This is a genomic window from Streptosporangium sp. NPDC048886 (assembly GCF_055586905.1).
Genome location: NZ_JBVJHH010000016.1, coordinates 55,021 through 75,064, shown reverse-complemented (window position 1 = coordinate 75,064; position 20,044 = coordinate 55,021). Strand labels below are relative to the sequence as shown.

The following is a 20,044-nucleotide window of genomic DNA, read 5'->3' as shown; positions in this document are numbered from 1 at the left end:
GGACTCTCCGCCCCTCTCAGATGCCACTTTCCATAATTTCCTCACTCCATGTAGTTGAACTATCACGATTCGTCCAGTCATGCGCGCCTCGCCGTACCGCGTCGTGGACCGCGCGGGCGACGCGGGCGCCCCAGACCGACCGGGGCCCGCCGAACAGCTCCTCGGGGCCGTCGGCGCGCACGGCCACGCAGACCGCGTCGGAGGCGGTGCCCGTGCCGGGGAAGCCGGTCTCCAGCAGCGCCTGGGTCTTGGCCTCGGTCACCGTCATGACCGTGTTGACCAGGGCGGCGTCGCTCATCGCGACCGGCACGGCGACGACGATGTTGACGGTGCCCGGCAGATACATCGGCGCCAGCTCGGGGTCCGCGGCGCCCTCGGGGACGGCGGCCCAGGTGGGGACGCGCAGGCCGACGGTCGCCGCCGCCTCCACTCCCCCGTCGGCCGAGCGGGTGAACCGGTCGACCGCGGCCGCGGTCAGCATGCCGACGCCGGGCCCCGGCGGGGCCATCTCAAGGATGTGCTCCACCGGGTCCATCCGCGAGTAGCCGCCGACCACCTGGGCGTTGAGCACCCACTCCAGCGGGCCGATGCCGCCGCCGACCATCGCCGAGGAGATCGCCCGCCAGCCGGGGCCGAACTCCCACAGCAGCGAGGCCAGCCGGGCCCCGTCCTCCTCGCGACGGCTCAGCTTCACGGGCGCTCCAGGTGGACCTCGGGTCTGCCGCCGGCGCCGGTCCCGACGCGGACGCGGGCGTCGAAGTGCTCGCCGATCAGTCTCTCCGTCAGCACCTCGGCCGGGGTGCCGGAGGCCGCCACCCGGCCGTCGGCGATCAGCATCATCGAGTCGGCGTACTGGCCGGCGAGGCTCAGGTCGTGCAGAGTCGTGACCACCGTCAGCCCGTCGGCCAGGCGGAGGCGGTCGAGCAGCTCCAGGACCTGCTGCTGGTGTCCCAGGTCCAGCGCGGTGGTGGGCTCGTCGAGCAGGAGCACGGGGGCCTGCTGGGCCAGCGCCCTGGCCAGCACGACACGCTGGCGCTCGCCGCCGGACAGGCGTCCGAGCGTGCGCGAGGCGAGCGGCGACAGGTCGAGCCGCTCCAGCACCGACGCCGTCACCTCGCGGTCGCGGCGGCTCTCCCGGCCCAGATAGGGGATGTATGGCGTGCGCCCCAGCAGGGCGTAGTCGAAGACGGTCATGTCGACCGGGAGCGCCGGGGCCTGGGGGGCGTAGGCGAGCAGCCGGGCCCGGTCCCTGGGGCCGAGACGGCGGACGGGTCCGCCGTCGACGAGCACCTCCCCGGAGCACGGCAGCACCCCGGCGAGCGCCTTGAGCAGCGTGGACTTGCCGGCGCCGTTGGCCCCGATGACGGCCAGCCAGTCGCCGCCGCGCACCTCGAAGTCGACGCCGGACAGCACGCTGCGCCGCTCCAGGACGACGGTGAGGTCCCTCACCCTGACGTGGCTCACGTCTCCACCCGCCTGGTCACGCGCAGCACGGCGACGAAGAACGGCGCGCCGACGAAGGCGGTGACCACGCCGATGGGCAGCTCGGCCGGGGCCAGCACGGTCCGGGCGATCAGGTCGGCGAGGACGAGGAAGGCGGCGCCGCCGATCAGCGAGAGCGGGAGCACGCTCCGGTAGGAGCCTCCGGCCAGCCGCCGGACCACGTGCGGGACCACGATGCCGACGAAACCGATCAGCCCGCTGACCGCGACGGCCGAGGCGGTGGCCAGGGAGGCGGCCAGCAGCACGACGAGCCGGACGCGGGCGACGTTGAGGCCGAGGCTGCCGGCCTCGTCGTCGCCGACCGAGAGCACGTCGAGCAGCCTGCCGTGCAGCAACATGACCACCACCGAGGCGGCGGCGTACGGGGCGGCCAGCCTGATCTGGCTCCAGCCGCCGCCGACGTCGCCGAGGATCCAGCCGTAGATGCGCTGGAGCTCCTCCACCCTGAGCTGCTGCAGGAAGGTCTGGACGGCGGTGAGGAAGGAGGTGACGGCCACGCCGGCCAGGACCAGCGTGGCGGTGCCTCCGCCCCGGCCCGCGACGTTGCCCAGCGCGTAGGCGAGCAGGACGCCGCCGATGGCCCCCGCGAACGCGGCGACCGGGATGACGAGGGCCTGGTCGTCACCCTTCATGAACACGATCGCCGCCGTGGTGGTGAGGCCGGCTCCCGCGGCGGCCCCCAGCAGGTAGGGGTCGGCCAGTGGATTGCGGAAGACGCCCTGGTAGGCGGCGCCCGCGACGGCCAGCAGCCCGCCGACGACCGCGGCCAGCAGGACCCTGGGCAGCCGGAGCTCCCACAGCAGGCCCTGCTCGACCGGCGCCAGCCCCGAGTCGGCCGAGACGATCGGCAGCCAGTCGAGCAGCTGCAGCGCCACCCTCTCCGGCGCGATGTCCGCCGCGCCGATCAGCAGGGCGGCGAGCATGCTCGCCAGCAGGACGGCCGAGGCCGCCAGCGCCGCCGCCGGGCGGGCCCCGGCGGCCCGCCGTACCGGGCGGCCGGCCCGCGCGCCGCGCCCCGCCGCACCGGCGTCCGGGAGGGGGGTCCCCACCGGCGCGGCGTCCGTCCCCGCCGGGGGGCCGTCCGCCCGGCCGGAACCGCCGGAGCCGCCAGGGCCGCCAGGGCCGCCGGAGGCCGAGGCCCCGACCGGGGGGCCGTCCGCCCGGCCGGGGCCGCCGGAGCGAGAGAGACCGGTCACTTATTCGGTCGCGGCCTTCTGCACGGCCTCGCCGACCTGCTTGGCCAGGTCCACCACACGCGGGCCCCAACGGGAGGCAATGTCGTCGTCGAGGGCGACGACCTGGTCGTTCTTGAGGGCCGACAGCTTGGACCAGCCGGGACGCTTGGCGAGGGTGTCCTTGGACTGGGCGCAGCACTTGGTGTCGGCCAGGAAGATGAGGTCCGGGTCGGCCTGGGCGACGAACTCGGCGGAGAGCTTGGGATAGCCGCCGGCCGGGTCGGGGGCCTTGTCGGCGACGTTGGTCAGGCCGAACATGCCGTAGATCTGGCCGATGAAGGTGGTGGAGGTGACCGAGTAGGGCGTGGAGTCCAGCTCGTGGTAGAAGGTGAGCTTCTTGCCCGTGGGCACGCTCGCCACCAGCCGGCCCATCTCCTGCTTCATCCCGGCCACGACCTCCTCTGCCTTGGCCTTGTTGCCGGTGGCCGCGCCGAGGTCGGCGATCTGGTCGTAGGTCTCGTCGAGCTTGGCGGCCGAGGGCTCCAGCAGCACCGGGACGTTGACCTTGGTCAGCTTGGCCACGATGCCGTCGCTGTCGTTGGCGAGCACCACCAGGTCGGGCTTCTTGGCGATGATCGCCTCCGCGTTCGGCTTGAAGCCCGACAGGTCGGTCTTCGGCGCCTCGGCGGGGTGGTTCGACTGGTCGTCGACCGCGACGACCTGGGCTCCGGCCCCGACGGCGAACAGGGTCTCGGTGGCGGTGGGCGACAGCGAGACGATCCGCTCGGGCCGCTTGGCGATGGCGACCGGACCGTTGCCCGCCTCCACCGTGACGGGGAAGTCAGCGGCGCCCGAGGACGCCGGGGACGCGGTGGCCGCGCCGGGGGCGGACGCGTCCGAGGGGGCGGGGGCGGGGCTCTGACCGCATCCGGCCAGGGCCAGCACACCGAGCAGCGCGCCGGCGAAGGCGGTACGTACGGGCCTCAAAGCGAGGTCCTTTCAGTTACCGGAACCGAGAGACCCGAGACAAGGACGGATCACCCTTTTCCACGAGGGTTGACGGCGTCGGCGCAGCGGAAGGCGACCTGGCTCGGTCCGTGGGGACCATGACAGTTGCGGGACAGCGCCGGACTCACACCGGACTTCGCTACGCGCTGCGCGTCGGACAAACGTTATCAATCCTCCTGAACACTCCGGCGTCAAGGGTTCGCGCCCGGCTGTGCTCGACCGCTGTGACCGATGTGGCCGGTACGGCCGGTGCGGCCGGCCGAGCTAGCCGAGCTGCTTCTCCGCGGCGGCGATGATCTCCTGGAGGCGCAGGCCGTGCGCGGCGTCGAGGGGGTGGCCCCCACCCCCGCGCACGGTCTCGGCGAACTCCGCGAGCATGACGGCGAAGACGTCCGGGCCGAGCTGGTCGCCGGTGATGGACTCCCGGCCCAGCCGGCCGTAGACGTCCACGGTGGAGGGCGGCGTCTGGCCCGGCACGCTCATGCACAGCGAGGCCTCGCTCACCGCGCCCGTCTCGTGCTCCAGCAGCAGGCCGACCCAGCCCAGCGGGTTGCCGTGGGCGCGCACCCCGGTGACACGGCCCAGCGCGGCGTCCAGCATGTCGATCATGTGCGGGCCGACGTCGAGGATCGCACCGCGCTCCAGACGCCACGGGGTGGCGAAGTCGCCGCCGAGCAGCGCCCCGGAGATGTTGGCGGCGTGCCCGCCGAACGGCTCGATGGCCGAGACCCGCGCCAGGAAGGACCGGGTGGCGGCGGAGTAGCGCCAGGTGAGGACCATCTGCGAGGCCACGCCGGCCTCACCGACCGCCTCGGCCAGCCGCCGTGCCCCGTCGAGGTCGGCCGCGAGCGGCTTCTCCAGCAGCAGCGCCTTGCCCGCCTTGGCGGCGAGCACGCCCAGCTCGGCCTGTACGGCGGGCGGCACCGAGAAGGCGACCGCCTCGCAGTTGTCGAACAGCTCCTCGATGCGTTCGAAGACCGGGACGCCGAACCTCGCGGCCGCCTGGGGACGCCGCGCCCACACGCCCGCCAGGCGCGTGTCCGGTCCGGCCGCCAGCATCGGCGCGTGCACCATCTCCGCCCAGGGCCCCGCGCCCACCAACCCCACAGATATCGTCACAGGCCCAGCTTCTCACGCTCTCGTTCCCCGATCGCGTGCCCGGCGGGCCGCTCCCGGGCGCGCCATGCCGCCCCCGGCGGCGGAACGCCCCTGGTGACCGGCGGGGCCCTGCCGCCGGAGCGCGTCACCACTCCACGTGCAGCGCGCTCAGGCCCCGGCCGACGATCGAGGTGCGGTAGGCGATCGCCCCGCCCGGCGCCAGGCGCAGCCCCGGCAGGCGGCGGCCGAGCACCTCCAGGGCCGTGCGGAGCTGGAGGCGGGCGAGCGCGGCGCCGACGCAGAAGTGGATGCCGTATCCCAGCGTCATGTGCGCGTCGGCGTTGCGACGGTCGATCCGGAACCGCTCGGGCTCGGCGAAGACGGTCTCGTCGTGCGCCGCGGAGTCGGTGGACAGCAGGCAGAGCGAGCCGGCGGGGATGGTGACGCCGTGCATCTCGACGTCCGTCGTGGTGTGGCGGAAGGAGCCGAGGCTGGCCCCGTCGATGCGCATGCACTCCTCGACCGCGCTCTGGACCATGGCGGGCGGGACGGGCCAGGCCCCCTCGCGCAGCAACCGCAGCACGCTGTTGCCGAGCTGGTTGGGCACGGTGTCGTTGCCGCCGAGCAGGATCGTGGAGATCAGCTCGACGACCTCGCGGTGCGACAGCTCGGTGCCGATCAGCGAGGCCATCAGCGACACGAAGTCGTCCCGCGGCTCGGCGGCGCGGGCGGCGACCAGCTTGTCGACGTAGTCCAGGTAGGTCAGGAAGCCCTCCGCCAGCACGGGCTGGCGCTCGGCCGGCTGCGGCGACAGGAAGAGCTGGAACCAGTCCTTCACCCGCTCCTGGACGAACGCCTCGTCCGCCTCGGGGACGCCGATGAAGCGGGCGGTGAGCTTGACCGACGGCGGGTGGGCGAGCTCGGCGACGAAGTCGCCCCCGCCCCGGGGGACGGCCCGCTCCAGCAGCTCCTCGTTCAGGTCGCCGAAGCGCCGGCGCATCGCGGCGACCGCGCGGGGGGTGAAGGCCCGCGACACCGACCGGCGCAGCCGGGTGTGCGCGGGAGGGTCGATGTTGGCGACGAAACTGGACAGGAACGATCCGTGCTCGCCCAGCGTCCGCCTGGTCTCCTCGGAGAGGCTGCGGGAGATCGTCAGCGATCCCTCGGAGGAGAAGCGCCGCGGATCGCCGTAGGCGGCGCGCACGTCCTCGTACCGGGTGATGACGTAGGCGCCCAGATGCTCGCTGCGGAAGACCGGCCGCTCCCGGCGGAGCACGCGCAGGAAGTCGTACGGCGCGGCGACGTGCCAGGCCGCGCTGACGTCGAAGTCGTTAGCGGTGATCATGACATGCCTCACATGCCTCTCGGTGCGGCCGGCGCGGCGCTGCCGGCACGGTCAGTACGGCTCGCGCCGGGCGAAGATGTCGCGGGGGTTGCCGACGAGCATCTGGCGGATCTGCTCCTCGGTGACGCCCCGCCTGCGGAGCTCGGGCAGCACGTCCCGGGAGATGTGGAGCAGGTGGTAGTTGGGGTGGCGCCGCCGTACCACGTCGTGGTCGAAGCGGTCGTTGAAGCAGTAGGAGTCGTGCGACAGGACCATGCGGCCGGCGTGACCGCGCGCGGCGAGCTCGGCGACGACGGCCACCCGGTCCTCGAACGAGCTGATCGTCTCGATGCCGAAGCGGTCCATGCCCAGGTAGGAGCCGCCCGCGATGAGCTCCTCCAGGTAGGCGAGGTCGGTGGAGTCGCCGGCGTGCCCGATGATCACCCGGGTCAGGTCCACGCCCTCCTCCGCCAGCAGCCGCTGCTGCCGCAGGCCGCCGCCGGAGGCGCTGTGGGAGTGGGTGGAGATCGGCACCCCGGTCGCCCGGTGGGCCGCGGCGACCGCGCGGAAGACCCGCGCGCAGCCTTCCGTCATGCCCTGGTGGTCGGAGGCGCACTTGAGGATGCCCGCCTTCACGCCGGTGCGGCCGATGCCCTCGGTGATGTCCCTGACGAAGAACTCGGCCAGCCGGTCGGGCCCGCCGAACAGCGAGCCCGGCCCCCGGTTGCCGAAGTAGGGCGGGAGCGCGTCGTAGGTGTACAGGCCCGTGGCGACCACGATGTTGACCTCGGTCAGCTCCGCCACCCTCCGCACGGCGGGCACGTAGCGGCCGAGCCCGATCACCGTGAGGTCCACGATCGAGTCGATGCCGTGGCGCTTGAGCTCGTTCAGTTTCCCGGCCGCCTCGCGGGCGCGCCGTTCGAGGTCCCAGCCCTCGGGGATGTCGGGCCAGTTCCACAGGATCTCCGGGCTGAGCCCGAAGACGTGCTCGTGCATGAGCGTCGCCCCGAGGTCCGCGACCGGGCCGTTGACCGTCTCGGTGCCCGCCACCGGCTCAGCGCCCATGGGGGACGACCGGGAACTTCGGGTGCTCGAAGGGCCGGTTGACGGTCAGGCCCAGACCGTCCGTCTGCTGGTACGGCATGCCGGTGTAGAGGGCGTCGGCGTCGAAGTAGGTGACGGTGAACGACAGCCGGGCGGTGTCGCGGCGGTTGGCGGCGGCGCCGTGGACGGTCAGCGCGTGGTGCGCGGTGGCGTCCCCCGCGGCCAGGTCCAGCGGGGGCGACAGTTCGAGCCCCCGCAGCCAGGAGTGCTGGCTGAGCTGGTCGTCGCCGTCGCGGGTGAAGGACCTGCCGAGGAGGCCGTGGCGGTGGGAACCGCCGTAGAACCGCAGCGAGCCCATGTCGGCGGGGACGTCCACCAGTGCCAGCCAGACGGTGAGCATGGCCGAGCGGTCCATCGGCATCCAGGGGAAGTCCTGGTGGAACTCGGTGGCCCCGTGCCCGCCCCGGTGCCCGCGGCCGTGCTCGCCGGGGCCACCCCGCTCCGGCTCCTTGACCAGCAGGTTCGTCACCTGGACCCGGACCCCGGCGACCCCATGGAGCAGCCGGGTGGCGCCGCGGCCGAGGGCGGGGGCGAGGGCCACCTCCCTGAAGTGCCGGTCGGTCTCGGCGATGTCCCTGGACTGGCCGAACGCCCGGTCCACCTTGGAGGTGACGGCCCGTGAGCGCCCCCGCAGGCGGCCCAGCGCCCGGTCGCGGAGGAGGGCCACGTGACCGGGGTCGACCAGGCGCGGCAGCCGTACCCAGCCGTTGTCCCTGAAGAAGGCGGCCTCGTCGTCGGTCACGTCACGGACCGGGGTGTCGTCAGCCATGGGCTCAGTGTCGGACCTCGCACCGCCATAAAGCAAGCGCTTGGTATACACAGACCGGCCCGGCCGCCCTCCCGCCCGGCGTCGTGCGCGCCACGCCGGGACAGGCCGCGGCCGACCCCGACGACGACTTCCAGAGGTGGGCCTTCCCCGGCGGGCGACGGCCGGGATGCCGGCGGCGCGCCCGGCGCTCCGTCCGTAGCGTCCCGCCCGTGGGGCGCCGCCCCGCCGGGCGGTCGCGCCCACCCGGCGAGGCCGGCCCCCGCTCCCGGGTTCCCCCGACCGCCCGGCACGCCTAAACTTAGCAAGCGCTTGTTGAGCTTAGGCAGAGGGGGTTCCGATGGACCGCCCGTTCCGGTTCGCCGCCGTGGTCCGGGAGGCCGGGTCGGCCAGGGCCTGGGCCGACAAGGCACGCCGCCTGGAAGGCTCGGGCTTCGACGTGCTGCTCGTCCCCGACCACCTGGTCGGCCCCCGTTTCGCGCCGGTCGCGGCGATGACCGCGGCCGCGTGCGCGACCAGCCGCCTGCGGGTCGGCACCCTGGTCTTCGCCAACGACTTCCGGCATCCGGCCGTGCTCGCCAAGGAGGCGGCGACCGTCGACCTGCTGTCGGAGGGCCGCCTGGAGCTGGGGCTGGGCACCGGCTGGCTGGCCGCCGACTACGCCTGCGCCGGACTGCCGCTGGAGCCGCCCGGGGTCCGGGTGGACCGGCTGGCCGAGGCGGTCGCCGTGCTCAAGGGGCTCTGGGCCGACGGCCCGTTCACCTTCCACGGCGAGCACTACCGGATCACCGATCTGGACCAGTACCCCAAGCCCGTCCGCCGGCCCCACCCCCGGCTGCTGCTCGGCGGCGGCGGCCCCCGCATGCTCGGGCTGGCCGCCCGCGAGGCCGACGTGATCAACCTCGGCATGCGGGTGCGGCCCGACGGCACCGGCCCCGACAGCATGGACGGCGGCCTGGAGGCGTTCCTCGCCAAGGTCGACGTGGTACGGCGGGCCGCCGCCGGCCGCTACGACCGGATCGAGCTCGGCACGAGCATCCAGCAGCTCGGCGTCCGCCGGCCGGACGAGCCGTGGAGCGCCGCCGACTCCTCCCGGCAGGACGAGACCCCCCAGGTGCTGCTCGGCACCCACCAGGACATCGTGGACAAGCTCCGCTACTGGCGCGACACCCATGACCTCTCCTACTTCGTGCTCCACCACGAACGCGATCTGGACGCCTTCACCCCGGTCGCCGAGGAGCTCGCGGGGCGCTGACCGGTCACCGCATGCCGTACCGGCATGATGGGGTCATCATGAACGAGATGCTTCTGCTGCGGCACGGCGAGACCGAGTGGAGCCGGGACGGGCGCCACACCGGACGCACCGACCTGCCACTGACCGACAAGGGCGACAGCCAGGCGCGGGCACTCGCCCCGCTGGTCAAGGGCCGGACGTTCGACCTCGCCCTGGTCAGCCCCGCCCTGCGGGCCCGCCGGACGGCCGAGCTGGCCGGCCTGACGGCATACGACACCGACCCCGACCTGTGGGAGTGGGACTACGGCGGCTACGAGGGCATCACCACCCCCGACATCCGCAAGACCCGCCCCGGCTGGTTCCTGTGGCGCGACGGGATCGTCCCCGGCGACGCCGAGCACCCCGGCGAGAGCGCGCAGGAGGTCGGCGCCCGCGCCGACCGGGTGATCGCCCGGGCCCGCGCGGCCGACGGCGACGTGGTGCTGGTCGCCCACGGGCACTTCCTGCGGGTGCTGTGCGCCCGCTGGCTCGGCCTGCCGCCCGAGGACGGCCGTCTCTTCCGCCTGGACACCGGCACCTACTCCCGGCTCGGCCACGAACGCGAGGAGCCGGTCATCCTCACCTGGAACGCTCCCGCCTGACCCGGTCGCGCGGCCCGGCCCCCTCACCGCCCCGAGGCGGCGGGGCCCGGGCCGCGCGGGTCCGGAGACGGCGGGTGAACCTAGACCGGTGAGAGCCGCGAGCCGGGGAACGGCGCGAGCAGGGTCTCCCGCCACGGACCGGCCAGGAAGTCGCGGGAGCGTCTGCGCCAGTCGAGCAGCCGCGGGTCCGGCTCCGCCTCGTCGTCCAGACCGAGCGCGGCGTCCCTGGCCCGCTGCAACGCCAGATGGCCCTCCAGCGACGTGCCCCAGACGGTGACGACCTCGCTGTCGCAGAACAGCACCTCGTACAGGCCGATCGGCCGGTGGCCGTGGTCGGCCAGGACGGGCGCGCGCTCGCGCCGGACCGCGTCCAGGTAGTCCAGCGCCGCGCCGGGCCGCACCTGGGCGCTCTCGAACAGGTAGAACGGCGCCGCGTACCCCTCGGCGGTGATGTCGGCCAGCGCCGGACTGCCGGCCACCGCGCCGAGCGGCCGGGAGAAGGCGGAGAAACGCAGGTCGTCGATGTCGGACAGGAAGAGCCTGTCGTCCACGCCGTCGTAGATGTTCATCATCTGCCGCCAGCCGCCGTCCCAGCCGCCGTGGCAGTCCCAGAGGGTGACGGCCCTGAACTGCGGATGGCCGGTGATGCCGACGGCGTAGAAGGCGCCCACCAGGTCGATCTCACGCGACCTGATCGACAGTCCCCTGGTCAGCTCGGGGGCGCCGAGGGCCTCGTCCTCTTTCTTGTAGCGCGTGAGCCAGGTCAGGTACTCCAGCGGCTTACGGGAGTTCATCGGCCGGAAGTCGACCTCTTCGATCAGGTAGATGCCTCGCCGCACGGAAAGCGCCTCCTCGACCCAAGCGGATGCTTGGTTGGCAATCTAGCCGAGGAGCCGCACGCCGTACAGGCCGGAAGGCGCATGCCGCGGGCGGCGCCACGCACGGGAAGGCGCGTGGCGCACCGGCACGGGAAGGCGCACGCGGCACCGCGGCCACCGGCGCCGTCACCACACGGAAGGCCGGGTACGGTCACCGACCGTACCCGGCACCGGTGCCGGCCACGCGGCCTCAGCCGTCGCCGTCACCATGACAGTCGGTCCCCAGGCCGACGGCTACCACGTCCCTCCATACCGTCAGGCGGCCGCGGCGCACGGCTGCGGCCCCCGCCCGGTGAGCCATTCCAGAACCTTGCGATGGCCGTGACAGGCGTCTTCGAAATGCCCCCAACGCCAGTAACGAGGCTGGTCACGGACCCCCGTGACCCATGTCCGGTAGGAAACCGCGGCGACCTCCCCCTCACCCACGGCCGCGGAGGCGACACCGTAGGTGCGGATCACGACACGCCCCCCGGGCGCGAACAGCACATCATCGGCCACGGGATACAAGGTCATCTGGTCAAGCATGGTCTGAGCCCCCAATTCCTCTGCCCCGCTGTCACTCCGGGGACTCAGAATCTGCCCGATCCGTACGCTCCTTGCGTTACATCATCGGCGCACCGGCGTTAAGAGGTGAGCCGGATGTAAAAACAGTGTTACACCATCAGGCTGTCAAACTCCCCATCCTTCACCCCGAGCACCAGCGCGCGGATCTCGTCGCGGGTGTAGATCAGGGCTGGACCGTCGGGAAAACGGGAGTTCCGAACCGCGATGCTGCCATCCGACAGCTCAGCGAGCTCCACGCAATTACCCTGTGAATTGCTGTGACGGCTCTTGCGCCAGCTGGCCCCGGCCAGTTCCGTGGCGGGCATGCCGTTGTAGGTCTGCTCCATTTAGATCTCTCTGAGAAGGTCGCCGAGGATCTCGGCGGTGCCCCCGGGCGTGGTGCTTTCCACGCACAGCTGCTCCATGGCCGTGAGGTACGGATCTATGTCCTCACGCTTGTCCAGGTAGAGGGCACCCCAGAGCTGCTCGACATAAACGACGTCCGACAGGTCGGACTCGGGAAACCGCAAGATGCTGAACGCACCACCCTCGGCCGCGTGCATGCCGAACCGGAAGGGCATCACCTGGATGGTGATGTTGGGCAGCGTGGCCACCTCCAGCAGGTGCTGGATCTGCTCACGCATGATCTCCTTGCCTCCGATGGGCCGCTTCAGGGCCGCCTCGTCGATGACCGCCCACAGGCGCGGGCCGTTCTTCTTCGTGAAGCGTTCCTGCCGCTGCATGCGCATGTGCACACGACGCTCGATCTCCGCCTCCGGCACGTCCGGGTAGCCCAACCGGATCACCGTGCGCGCGTAGGCGGACGTCTGCAGCAGGCCGGGAACGAACTGCACCTCATAGGTGCGGATCACGTTCGCCGCCTCCTCCAGCCCCACGTAGGTGGTGAACCAGTTCGGCAGCAGGTCGCCGAACTTGTGCCACCAGCCGGGGGTGTTCGCCTCGCGGACCATCTCCAGCAGGCCGCGCCGTTCTGCGTCGTCGAGCACGCCGTACAGGGTGAGCAGGTCTTCCACGTCCCGTGTCTTGAAACCGACGCGGCCGAGCTCCATCCGGCTGATCTTGGACTCGGAGGCCCGGATGTGGAATCCGGCCACCTCACGGGCGAGCCCCTTCTCCTCACGCAGGCGGCGCAGGCTTGCGCCGAGCATGATGCGCCGAACAGTGGAACCGGTACCGGGCGGGTCCATGGACACGTGTGCGCTCCTCGCTCGCTTTCCTGATCGACAGTCTGTCACTTTGCGGCATGGGATTCCCAAGCCGCGGACAAGATCCCCTTTCCATCCGGATTGCCGAATCATGGGTAACCGTAGCGGTTGCACACCCCTTATGCACGTGCATTCGCTCTTGCACCTGCACATGAGTTTGCACCATGATGATCGCTGTGCAGTCCGCTCAAACCGCGCCCCCCCGAACGTCATGGACAGCGCTCGACTGGTGGCCCCCAGTCGGCTGGTGGCCCGACGCGGCGCGTGATCTCCTGTCCGGGACGCCGGCCATGGCCAGCGCCACTTTCGTGCTCCCGCCGCAGGCCGAGGCGGTCCACTCCGCCCGCAGCTTCACCACGGGCACCCTCACCGGCTGGAAGCTCGCCGAGCTGAGCGAGAACATGGAGCTGGTCGTCTCGGAGCTGGCCACCAACGCGTTCAGACACGGCCTGCGGCTGGCCGAATCCCGCGCCAAGGAGCCGATCAGGCTCTCCCTGCTACGCCGGGACGGCCTCGTCGCCTGCGCGCTCAACGACCCGGGATCGGGCTTCCCCGCGCTCCGCGACCCCTCACCGCTGGACATCGGCGGCCTCGGCCTGCACATCGTCGAGTCGCTCAGCCTCCGCTGGGGCTGGGCTCCGCTGGCCCCCTACGGCAAGATCGTCTGGGCCGTCCTCCGGTAGCGCCCGGGGCGCCCTCAGCAGACCATCTCGGAAAGGCGCCGCCTCTTCCCCTCATCAGGCGCCGACCGATCCCGGGACCGCCACGCCTCCCCGCCGGCGGCCCCGGGATCGGTCAAGAATGCGGGCGGACACCTCTGGAACGCGTTGGATTCTGCGCGGTGCATGCCACCGGGGATGCCCTCTGCATTACCGTGGATTCCTATGGCTCACGGAGAGTCCCCGCGCGAGATTCCTGAGAGAGCTCCGAGATGGACGATCACCTGCTCGGCTGGTTGAAAACCCTCGACGAAGAACGGCTCACCCGGGTGCTGGCCAACCGGCCGGACGCCATCGCCCCGCCGTGGCCGCGCCGCCTGGACACCCTGGCGCAGCGGCTGGGCAACGGCTTCGCGGTGATGGCCGTCGTCCGGGGGCTTCCGCTGCCGTGCCTGGAGGTCGCGCAGGCGTCCCTGGCCCTCGGCGACCACGTCGACCTGGAACGGCTGTCCCGGTTCATGGGCGTGCCGGAGGCCGAGGTGGCACCCTGGGTCGACCGGCTGTTCGACCACGCCCTGGCCTGGCCGGACAGCGAGGGGCGGATCCGGATCTCCGGCGGGCTCGCCCGGTGGTGGACGGCCCCGTGCGGGCTCGGCGAGCCGCTCTCCCACTACCTCAACTCCTGGACGGTCAGCGCCGACGCCCTCCGCGCGCTGGCCAGGGCGCTCGGCCTGCCCCACGGCCCCAAGCGCCGCACGGTCACCAGGATCACCGAGGTGCTCTCCGACCCCGCGCGGGTGGCGGCCATGGTCGCGCGGGCGCCGGCGGGCACCGAGCGGCTGCTGGAGGAGTTCGCCTGGGACGGCCCGATCCGCGACGTGGAGGGCGGCCGGTTCGTCGCGCCGGGCGCCCCGGAGAAGTGGGCCGCCGACCACGGGCTGCTCTTCCGGCCGAGCTGGAACGTGGCCGAGATGCCCCGGGAGGTGGCGCTCGCGCTGCGCGGCCCCGACTACCGCCCGTCCTTCACCCCCTGCCCGCCCGACCTCGCGACCCTCCCGGTGGACCCCGAGGCCGTCGACCACCTGATGACGCTGGCCGCCCCGCACGTGGTCGAGCGCTGCGCCGCGATGCTGGAGAACACCGCCAAGCTCCCGCTGCCGCTGCTGAAGGCGGGCGGGGTCGGCGTGCGCGAGGTGCGGCGGCTGGCCAAGGACACCGGCTGCGACGAGGACGAGACCCGGCTCCTGCTGGAGATCTGCGCGGTGGCCCGGCTGCTGGCCTGGGACGAGCCGGCCGGCGGGCTGGTGCCCACCGAGAAGTTCGACCGCTGGCGGCTGGACGACGCGGCGGCCCGGCTGCGGGTGCTGCTGGCGGCGTGGTGGCGGATGGAGCGCTCGTCGCTGCGCCGGACCGACGGCAAATACGGCACGGTGCTCGGCGACGACCCCGCCGGAGCCGCGGTCGGCCGGGCCCGGCGGGCGGTGCTCGGCGTGCTGGCCCGGCTGCCCGCCAGTACGGCGTGCGCCGACCGGGCCGGGCTGGTCGGGTCGGCGCACTGGCACGCCCCGCTGCTCGACCGGTCGCTCCTGGCCGAGTGCGCCCCCGCGGTGCTGGAGGAGGCCCGGATGCTCGGGCTGATCGCCTACGACACGATCACCGACCTGGGCCGCGCGCTGGCCGCCCTGGACGCCTGCGCCGGGGACGAGAACGACGACTCCACCCCGCTCGTGGAGCACGACCCGGTGTTGGTGGAGTGCTCGACCCGGGCACTGGCCAGTGTACGGCGGAGCGCGCTGTTCGGCGCCGACCTCACCGCCGTGGTGACCGGACCGCCCTCCACCGAGCTCGCCGAACTGCTGGACCGGACCGCCGAGCGCGAGTCGCGCGGCGCGGCCTCGGTCTGGCGGTTCACCCCGGCCAGCGTGCGCCGGGCGATGGACTCCGGCTACGGCGCCGACGCCCTCCTGGCCGACCTCGCCGAGGTGGGCGCGGTGCCGCAGCCCCTCGACTACCTGGTGCGCGATGTGGCCAGGCGGCACGGCGAGGTCACCGTGACCACGGTCGCCTGCATCGTGCAGGCCTCCGACCCGGCGCTGCTGGCCGAGATCGCCGGGCACCGGCGGCTGGGCAGGCTGGGCCTGCGGCTGCTCGCGCCGACCGTGCTGGCCAGCGCGGTGCCCGCCGGCAAGACCCTCGCCGCGCTCCGGGAGAACGGCTACGCCCCGGTGCCGATCGAGGACACCGGGGAGATCACCGTCCGCCGCGCCCGTATCGAGGAGCCGCGGAACGGACGGCTGATCCTGCTGCCGGGCGGCCAGGTGGCCGAGCTGGAGCAGCCGCCGCACCCGCTGGTCGAGCCGGCTCCGGACCCGCACGAGCACGCCCGGCGGCTGCTGTCGGCCGAAAGCGGCGCCGCCCAGCAGCAGGGCAGGACCTGGGCGGTCATCGGCCGCGTGGCCTCCCGGCTGCCGACCGCCCAGCAGTCGCTGCTCGGCTTCGTGGTGGACCGCGGCGTGCGGGCGGCGATCACGCTGGCCGACGGCCTGACCGCCACCATCAGCCACGGCGAGCTGCGCAGCGGCGTCCTCGACGCGTGGTGCGAGGAGGCCGGCGACTACCTGGAGTTCCCGCTGGCCGACATCGTGGAGGTCCGCGGCACCTACGCCTGACCCTTCACCCGCCGGGAACGGCGCAAGCCGGCCGGTGGGTGTCGCGCCGGTCCCGCCCGGCCCCGACCCCGGCGGCCCGCGGGGCCGGCTCAGGGGCGCAGGAGCGCCCGGATCGCCTCCCTGGCCCGCGCCTGGCCGTACTCGCCGGCCAGGGCCGTCATGTGCTCGGCGGCCAGCGGGGCGAGCAGGGCGTGGGCCAGCGGGCCGGCGTCGCAGCCCGGCCGGGCCTCGGCGAGCAGGATCTCCGTGTGGCGGTGCCAGAACCGGTAGGCGCCGATCCGGTAGCGGGCGCCGGGGCTGGCGGTCTCGGACATCCGGACCAGGTCGAGGTGGCCGAGCAGGTAGTCGAGGTAGGCGTCCACGAAGGCGGTCAGCCGGTCGGCCGCGGGAGCGCCGGGGCCGAGGGGCGCCGGGCCGGTCAGGATCGCCTCCTGGAGCTCGCGCTCCCGATCGTCCAGGAGCGCGGCGGCCAGCCCCGACTTGTCGCCGAACCTCCGGAACAGCGTGCCCTTGCCCACACCCGCCTCGGCCGCGACCGCGTCCATCGAGACGCCGTCCACTCCCTTGTCCCGGAACAGCCTCGCCGCCGCGGCCAGCACCTTCAGCCGGTTGCGCGCGGCGTCGGCCCGCTCCCTGGGCTGCTCGCCCAGGAGCGTCCGCAGCGGCTCGCTTGACGAACCGGACCGTGGTCCGTTAAATTCCAGATCACTCACACAAGCGGACTATAGTCCATTTAAGCCATGGAGGCCGAAGATGACCGCACTGATCACCCGTGACGAGCTGAAGACCGCGATCGAGGCGGGCACCGTCGTCGTCGTGGACACCCTCGGCGGCGACTACTACGCCCAGCAGCACCTGCCCGGCGCCATCGCCCTGGTCGAGAGCGAGGTCGCCACCCGGGCCGCCGAGCTGCTTCCCGACAAGGACGCCGCGATCGTCACCTACTGCTCCAACATCTCCTGCGGCAACAGCGAGGCGGTGGCCCGGCGGCTGACCTCCCTGGGCTACACCGGCGTCCGCAAGTATCGCGAGGGCATCCAGGACTGGGCCGAGGCGGGGCTGCCCGTCGAGTCCGGCGCCGCCGCGCGCTGACGGCCGCCTCACGCGCGGGGCTCCGGCGCCGGCGGAGTGGGCCCGACGGGGCCGAGACGCATTCCGCCAGGCCCGGAGCCGGCGGTCATGGAGTGACCGGCGACCACCAGGTCGGCCGTGCCGTCGATGAGCGCCTGTTCCCCGCCCGCGGCGGGCGCTCAGCCCCTGACCCCGCAGCGGCGCAGGACCAGCAGGGCGAGCGCCCGGGTGACGTCGCGGAGCTCGCGCAGGTCGACCTGCTCGCGCGGGGCGTGGGCCAGGCGCACGTCACCCGGCCCGTAGTGCAGGGTCGGGATGCCGCCCGCGGCGTACAGGCGCAGGTCGCTCCCGTACGGCGCGGCCGTCTCGGCGGGGCGGGTCCCGGTCACGTCGGCCACCGCGCCGGCGACCTGCTCCAGCAGCTCGTGCCCGGCGGGCAGCCGGCCGCTGGCGAACTGGCCGCCGGGCCAGGTGATCACCGGGGGGTGCTCACGCAGCCACGGGTGGCCGATCCCGGCGAGCGCGGTCTCCAGGGCGAGGCGGGCCTCGGCGGGGTCCTCGTCCAGGCGGACACCGAGCCGGCCCTCGGCGACGAGCAGGTCCGGCACGCTGCTGGCCCAGTCGCCCGCGCGGACCGTCCCGATCTCGATCGGATAGGGCAGCGGGTTGCCGTCGAAGACCGGGTCCGGATCGCGGTTGCGGTCGGCCTCCAGCCGCCTGACCGCCTCGAAGACCGGCCAGAAGACCTCCAGGGCGTTGACGCCCTCGTAGCGGGTGGCGCCGTGGGCCGCCCGCCCGGCGACCTCGATCCGGAACGTCAGCGCGCCCGCCGCCGCGGCGATGATCGCCCCGCCGGTCGGCTCGGCGATCACCGCGGCCTCGCCCCGGTGCCCGCGGGCCAGGGTGGCGAACGCGCCCAGACCGCCGTCCTCCTCCCCCACCACGCAGTGCACGGCCAGCGGCCGGGCCAGCCGTATGCCCGAGCGGCGGAGGGCGGCGACGACGGCGAGGTTCGCCGCCAGCCCCGCCTTCATGTCGCAGGCGCCCCTGCCGTGCAGGACGTCCCCGCTGATCCGGGCGCCGAACGGGTCGCCCCCCTGCCACTTGGCCAGGTCGCCGGTCGGCACCACGTCCACGTGCCCCTGCAGGATGAGCGCGGGGTCGCCCTCGCCCTCGGTGACGCCGGCCACACCGTAGCCCTCGATGCGCGGCGCCTCCGTGCCGGGGAACCCGGGTGCCGCCCGGAGCGCTTCGAGGTCGAGCTTCCAGACGTCGACGTCGAGCCCTGCCTCGGTGAGCAGCCGCCCGCAGCGGTGCTGCAGGTCCGACTCGGCGTCGGTGCCGGTGACGCTCGGCACCCGCACGAGATCGGCCAGGAGCCGGACCGTCTCCGCCTCGTCCAGCGCCTCCAGCACCCTCGCCTCGTTGTCGAGCATGCCGCTAGCCTTCCAGAGCCACCCGGCGGGCCAGCCCCAGGGGGAGACCGCCGGAGCCGGCGAGGGCGTCGTGGAAGGTGCGCAGGTCGCCGCGGCCCGCGGCCAGATAGTCGTCGCGGATGCGGTCGATCTCCAGGGCGCCGGTCAGGTAGGAGGGCGCCTGGGTGGGCCAGGCGCAGTAGCGGTCGACCTCGCCCTTGGCCGTGCCGGGGGTGAGCGACGACCTGGTGGTCATGAACTCCTCGGCCTCCTCCACGGTCATGTCGCCACAGTGCAGCGAGGTGTCCACGATGATGCGGGCCGCCCGGAAGAGACGGAAGTCGAGGTGGGCGAGCTCCTGGGCGGGGGTGGTGAAGTAGCCGTGCTCCTGCATGACCTTCTCGACGTAGAGGGCCCAGCCCTCGGTGAAGTAGGGCGTGCGGAACAGCTTGCGGGCCCGGCGCGGGCTGCCCGCCATCCAGGACAGGTGCCAGTGGTGGCCGGGGTAGGCCTCGTGGACGGCGATGGAGGGCATCTGGGCCCTGGCGTTGGTGCGCAGCCGCTGGCGCACCTGCTCCTCGGTGAAGGAGTCAGGGGTGAAGGGCACGAAGAAGTGCCCGATCCGGGAGGTCGACAGGGGCGGCGGCTGCAGGTAGGAGGCGACCGCGAGGATGGGGCGCTGGAACTCCGGCGACGGCACCACCCGGCACTCCTCGCCGTCGGCGAACGTCACCAGGCCGTGCTCGCGCACGAACCTCCGGGCCCGCTCGGTCTCGAATTCGTATTCGGCCCGCATGTCCTCCAGGGTCGGCGCGTGGTCGTCCTGGAGGGCGGTGACGGCCGCGTGCCAGCCCTCGGAGCCGCCGGGCAGCAGCCCGGCCACCTCGCGCATCCGGGCGTCGAGCTCGTCGTAGGCGGCCTGGCCACGCTTGAGCAGCTCGTCGGCCCCGTAGCCGAGCATCTCCCGCTCGCGCAGCAGCGTGGAGTAGAGCTCCTCCCCCATCCGCCAGGTGCCGGCGGCCCGGAAACCGGTGAGGAAGTCCACGAGCCCGTCGAAGGCCGCCGCCGCGGGCTCGGCCGCCTCGGCCAGCCGGGCGCGCAGGGTCTCGTCCGCCACCTGGCCGGGGACCGTCTCGGTGAGGAAACGCCGGGCCGTCCGCGCCTGGCCCAGTCCCCGCTCGATCAGCAGCGGGGCCGCCAGCGCCGGATCCAGGTTGGCGCGGCAGGCCGCGATGACGTCCGGCACCTCGGCCAGCCGCGCGACGGCCGCCTCGACCAGCTCGCCCTCGGGCGACAGCCGGTGCAGGAACGGGCTGAACATCGAGGCGAAGATCGTATTCAGGTAGACGGACGGGTCGCGCCGCCACTCCGGCCAGGTCTCCTGGGCGAGCGCGCCGCGCAGCCTGGACATGATCAGCTCGCGGTCGATCATGTCCTCGAAGCCGCCGGGGTCGCCGGCCTCCTGGAGGCGCTCCAGCCAGCGCCGCGACTCCCGCTCCCGGGCGAGGAAGCCCGCCTCGGTGAAGTCGCCGAGGGTCCTGTCGTAGCCCTCGGCACCCGCCAGGGCGGCCTGGACGGGATTGGCGGAGAGGTGCCAGTCGAGGTAGTCGCCGACCGGATCGGGGGAGAGGTCCGTCATGACCGGTGAGCCTACTCCGCGCCCCCGTCATCCGGGATCCCGCCCGCCGTGGTGACCGCGGGCCGCCCAGGGCGCCGTGACGGGTCTTCTC

General features: G+C 73.3%; 20 protein-coding genes. 5 read left to right on the top strand and 15 right to left on the bottom strand.

The window, feature by feature from the left end:
- Positions 1–16: 16 nt before the first annotated feature.
- The 8 genes from ACZ6R6_RS21140 to ACZ6R6_RS21105 all read right to left on the bottom strand — a co-directional run bounded on the left by ACZ6R6_RS21140 (position 17) and on the right by ACZ6R6_RS21105 (position 7,981).
- Entirely contained in the window at positions 17–694 is a 678-nt protein-coding gene (locus ACZ6R6_RS21140) for an adenosylcobinamide amidohydrolase (RefSeq protein ID WP_470095672.1), read from the bottom strand.
- The gene (locus ACZ6R6_RS21135) at positions 691–1,464 is read right to left on the bottom strand and encodes an ABC transporter ATP-binding protein (protein WP_470095671.1); all 774 of its coding nucleotides are present in this window, start codon (positions 1,462–1,464) and stop codon (positions 691–693) included. The genes ACZ6R6_RS21140 and ACZ6R6_RS21135 overlap by 4 nt, the downstream gene beginning before the upstream one ends.
- Positions 1,461–2,426 carry a FecCD family ABC transporter permease gene (locus ACZ6R6_RS21130; RefSeq protein WP_470095877.1) on the bottom strand — a complete coding sequence of 322 codons (966 nt, stop codon included), beginning with the start codon at positions 2,424–2,426 and terminating at the stop codon, positions 1,461–1,463. The genes ACZ6R6_RS21135 and ACZ6R6_RS21130 overlap by 4 nt, the downstream gene beginning before the upstream one ends.
- Positions 2,427–2,699: 273 nt before the next feature.
- Positions 2,700–3,665 (bottom strand): ABC transporter substrate-binding protein, encoded by a 966-nt coding sequence (locus ACZ6R6_RS21125; protein WP_470095670.1) that lies wholly within the window; start codon positions 3,663–3,665, stop codon positions 2,700–2,702.
- A 285-nt stretch (positions 3,666–3,950) separates the two neighbouring features.
- The gene (locus tag ACZ6R6_RS21120; protein ID WP_470095669.1) at positions 3,951–4,805 is read right to left on the bottom strand and encodes a Gfo/Idh/MocA family protein; all 855 of its coding nucleotides are present in this window, start codon (positions 4,803–4,805) and stop codon (positions 3,951–3,953) included.
- A gap of 124 nt (positions 4,806–4,929) precedes the next feature.
- Positions 4,930–6,129: a cytochrome P450 gene (locus ACZ6R6_RS21115; RefSeq protein WP_470095667.1), complete on the bottom strand. Its 1,200-nt coding sequence runs from the start codon at positions 6,127–6,129 to the stop codon at positions 4,930–4,932.
- Positions 6,130–6,180: 51 nt separating this feature from the next.
- A complete protein-coding gene (locus tag ACZ6R6_RS21110; RefSeq protein ID WP_470095665.1) occupies positions 6,181–7,173 on the bottom strand; it encodes a phosphotriesterase family protein in 993 nt (330 codons plus the stop codon).
- On the bottom strand, positions 7,163–7,981 hold the full coding sequence (locus ACZ6R6_RS21105; RefSeq protein WP_470095663.1) for a phytanoyl-CoA dioxygenase family protein: 819 nt from the start codon (positions 7,979–7,981) through the stop codon (positions 7,163–7,165). The genes ACZ6R6_RS21110 and ACZ6R6_RS21105 overlap by 11 nt, the downstream gene beginning before the upstream one ends.
- 337 nt (positions 7,982–8,318) lie before the next feature.
- Between ACZ6R6_RS21105 and ACZ6R6_RS21100 the strand changes: the two genes are divergently transcribed.
- Positions 8,319–9,233 carry a TIGR03621 family F420-dependent LLM class oxidoreductase gene (locus tag ACZ6R6_RS21100; protein WP_470095661.1) on the top strand — a complete coding sequence of 305 codons (915 nt, stop codon included), beginning with the start codon at positions 8,319–8,321 and terminating at the stop codon, positions 9,231–9,233.
- Between the two features lie 38 nt (positions 9,234–9,271).
- Entirely contained in the window at positions 9,272–9,853 is a 582-nt protein-coding gene (locus tag ACZ6R6_RS21095; protein WP_470095659.1) for a histidine phosphatase family protein, read from the top strand.
- Between the two features lie 80 nt (positions 9,854–9,933).
- Here ACZ6R6_RS21095 and ACZ6R6_RS21090 read toward each other — a convergent pair whose 3' ends face one another.
- The 4 genes from ACZ6R6_RS21090 to ACZ6R6_RS21075 form a co-directional block, all read right to left on the bottom strand.
- Positions 9,934–10,692, bottom strand: coding sequence for a hypothetical protein (locus ACZ6R6_RS21090; protein WP_470095657.1), 759 nt, complete (start codon positions 10,690–10,692; stop codon positions 9,934–9,936).
- A gap of 294 nt (positions 10,693–10,986) precedes the next feature.
- Positions 10,987–11,256 (bottom strand): hypothetical protein, encoded by a 270-nt coding sequence (locus ACZ6R6_RS21085; RefSeq protein ID WP_470095655.1) that lies wholly within the window; start codon positions 11,254–11,256, stop codon positions 10,987–10,989.
- A gap of 128 nt (positions 11,257–11,384) precedes the next feature.
- A complete protein-coding gene (locus ACZ6R6_RS21080) occupies positions 11,385–11,621 on the bottom strand; it encodes a DUF397 domain-containing protein (protein WP_306857394.1) in 237 nt (78 codons plus the stop codon).
- Positions 11,622–12,482: a helix-turn-helix domain-containing protein gene (locus ACZ6R6_RS21075; RefSeq protein ID WP_470095875.1), complete on the bottom strand. Its 861-nt coding sequence runs from the start codon at positions 12,480–12,482 to the stop codon at positions 11,622–11,624.
- 308 nt (positions 12,483–12,790) lie between these two features.
- On the opposite strand from ACZ6R6_RS21075, the gene ACZ6R6_RS21070 reads away from it, so the two are divergent.
- Both ACZ6R6_RS21070 and ACZ6R6_RS21065 read left to right on the top strand, forming a co-directional pair.
- Positions 12,791–13,183 (top strand): ATP-binding protein, encoded by a 393-nt coding sequence (locus tag ACZ6R6_RS21070; protein WP_306857391.1) that lies wholly within the window; start codon positions 12,791–12,793, stop codon positions 13,181–13,183.
- 248 nt (positions 13,184–13,431) lie between these two features.
- Positions 13,432–15,828, top strand: a complete 2,397-nt coding sequence (locus ACZ6R6_RS21065; protein WP_470095653.1) for a helicase-associated domain-containing protein — start codon at positions 13,432–13,434, stop codon at positions 15,826–15,828.
- Between the two features lie 89 nt (positions 15,829–15,917).
- On the opposite strand, the gene ACZ6R6_RS21060 is transcribed toward ACZ6R6_RS21065, so the two are convergent.
- A complete protein-coding gene (locus ACZ6R6_RS21060; protein WP_470095873.1) occupies positions 15,918–16,490 on the bottom strand; it encodes a TetR/AcrR family transcriptional regulator in 573 nt (190 codons plus the stop codon).
- 91 nt (positions 16,491–16,581) lie between these two features.
- Between ACZ6R6_RS21060 and ACZ6R6_RS21055 the strand changes: the two genes are divergently transcribed.
- Positions 16,582–16,920, top strand: coding sequence for a rhodanese-like domain-containing protein (locus ACZ6R6_RS21055; RefSeq protein WP_470095651.1), 339 nt, complete (start codon positions 16,582–16,584; stop codon positions 16,918–16,920).
- 158 nt (positions 16,921–17,078) lie between these two features.
- Here ACZ6R6_RS21055 and ACZ6R6_RS21050 read toward each other — a convergent pair whose 3' ends face one another.
- The gene (locus ACZ6R6_RS21050) at positions 17,079–18,335 is read right to left on the bottom strand and encodes an ArgE/DapE family deacylase (protein ID WP_470095649.1); all 1,257 of its coding nucleotides are present in this window, start codon (positions 18,333–18,335) and stop codon (positions 17,079–17,081) included.
- Between the two features lie 4 nt (positions 18,336–18,339).
- Positions 18,340–19,953: a DUF885 domain-containing protein gene (locus tag ACZ6R6_RS21045; RefSeq protein ID WP_470095647.1), complete on the bottom strand. Its 1,614-nt coding sequence runs from the start codon at positions 19,951–19,953 to the stop codon at positions 18,340–18,342.
- Between the last annotated feature and the right edge of the window lie 91 nt (positions 19,954–20,044).

Coding starts and splice junctions, on each gene's coding strand:
- ACZ6R6_RS21080 (WP_306857394.1), bottom strand. CDS start 11,621: ATGGAGCAGACCTACAACGGCATGCCCGCCACGGAACTGGCCGGGGCC.
- ACZ6R6_RS21055 (WP_470095651.1), top strand. CDS start 16,582: ATGACCGCACTGATCACCCGTGACGAGCTGAAGACCGCGATCGAGGCG.
- ACZ6R6_RS21095 (WP_470095659.1), top strand. CDS start 9,272: ATGAACGAGATGCTTCTGCTGCGGCACGGCGAGACCGAGTGGAGCCGG.
- ACZ6R6_RS21050 (WP_470095649.1), bottom strand. CDS start 18,335: ATGCTCGACAACGAGGCGAGGGTGCTGGAGGCGCTGGACGAGGCGGAG.
- ACZ6R6_RS21075 (WP_470095875.1), bottom strand. CDS start 12,482: ATGGACCCGCCCGGTACCGGTTCCACTGTTCGGCGCATCATGCTCGGC.
- ACZ6R6_RS21130 (WP_470095877.1), bottom strand. CDS start 2,426: ATGCTCGCCGCCCTGCTGATCGGCGCGGCGGACATCGCGCCGGAGAGG.
- ACZ6R6_RS21045 (WP_470095647.1), bottom strand. CDS start 19,953: ATGACGGACCTCTCCCCCGATCCGGTCGGCGACTACCTCGACTGGCAC.
- ACZ6R6_RS21110 (WP_470095665.1), bottom strand. CDS start 7,173: ATGGGCGCTGAGCCGGTGGCGGGCACCGAGACGGTCAACGGCCCGGTC.
- ACZ6R6_RS21105 (WP_470095663.1), bottom strand. CDS start 7,981: ATGGCTGACGACACCCCGGTCCGTGACGTGACCGACGACGAGGCCGCC.
- ACZ6R6_RS21065 (WP_470095653.1), top strand. CDS start 13,432: ATGGACGATCACCTGCTCGGCTGGTTGAAAACCCTCGACGAAGAACGG.
- ACZ6R6_RS21085 (WP_470095655.1), bottom strand. CDS start 11,256: ATGCTTGACCAGATGACCTTGTATCCCGTGGCCGATGATGTGCTGTTC.
- ACZ6R6_RS21115 (WP_470095667.1), bottom strand. CDS start 6,129: ATGATCACCGCTAACGACTTCGACGTCAGCGCGGCCTGGCACGTCGCC.
- ACZ6R6_RS21070 (WP_306857391.1), top strand. CDS start 12,791: ATGGCCAGCGCCACTTTCGTGCTCCCGCCGCAGGCCGAGGCGGTCCAC.
- ACZ6R6_RS21100 (WP_470095661.1), top strand. CDS start 8,319: ATGGACCGCCCGTTCCGGTTCGCCGCCGTGGTCCGGGAGGCCGGGTCG.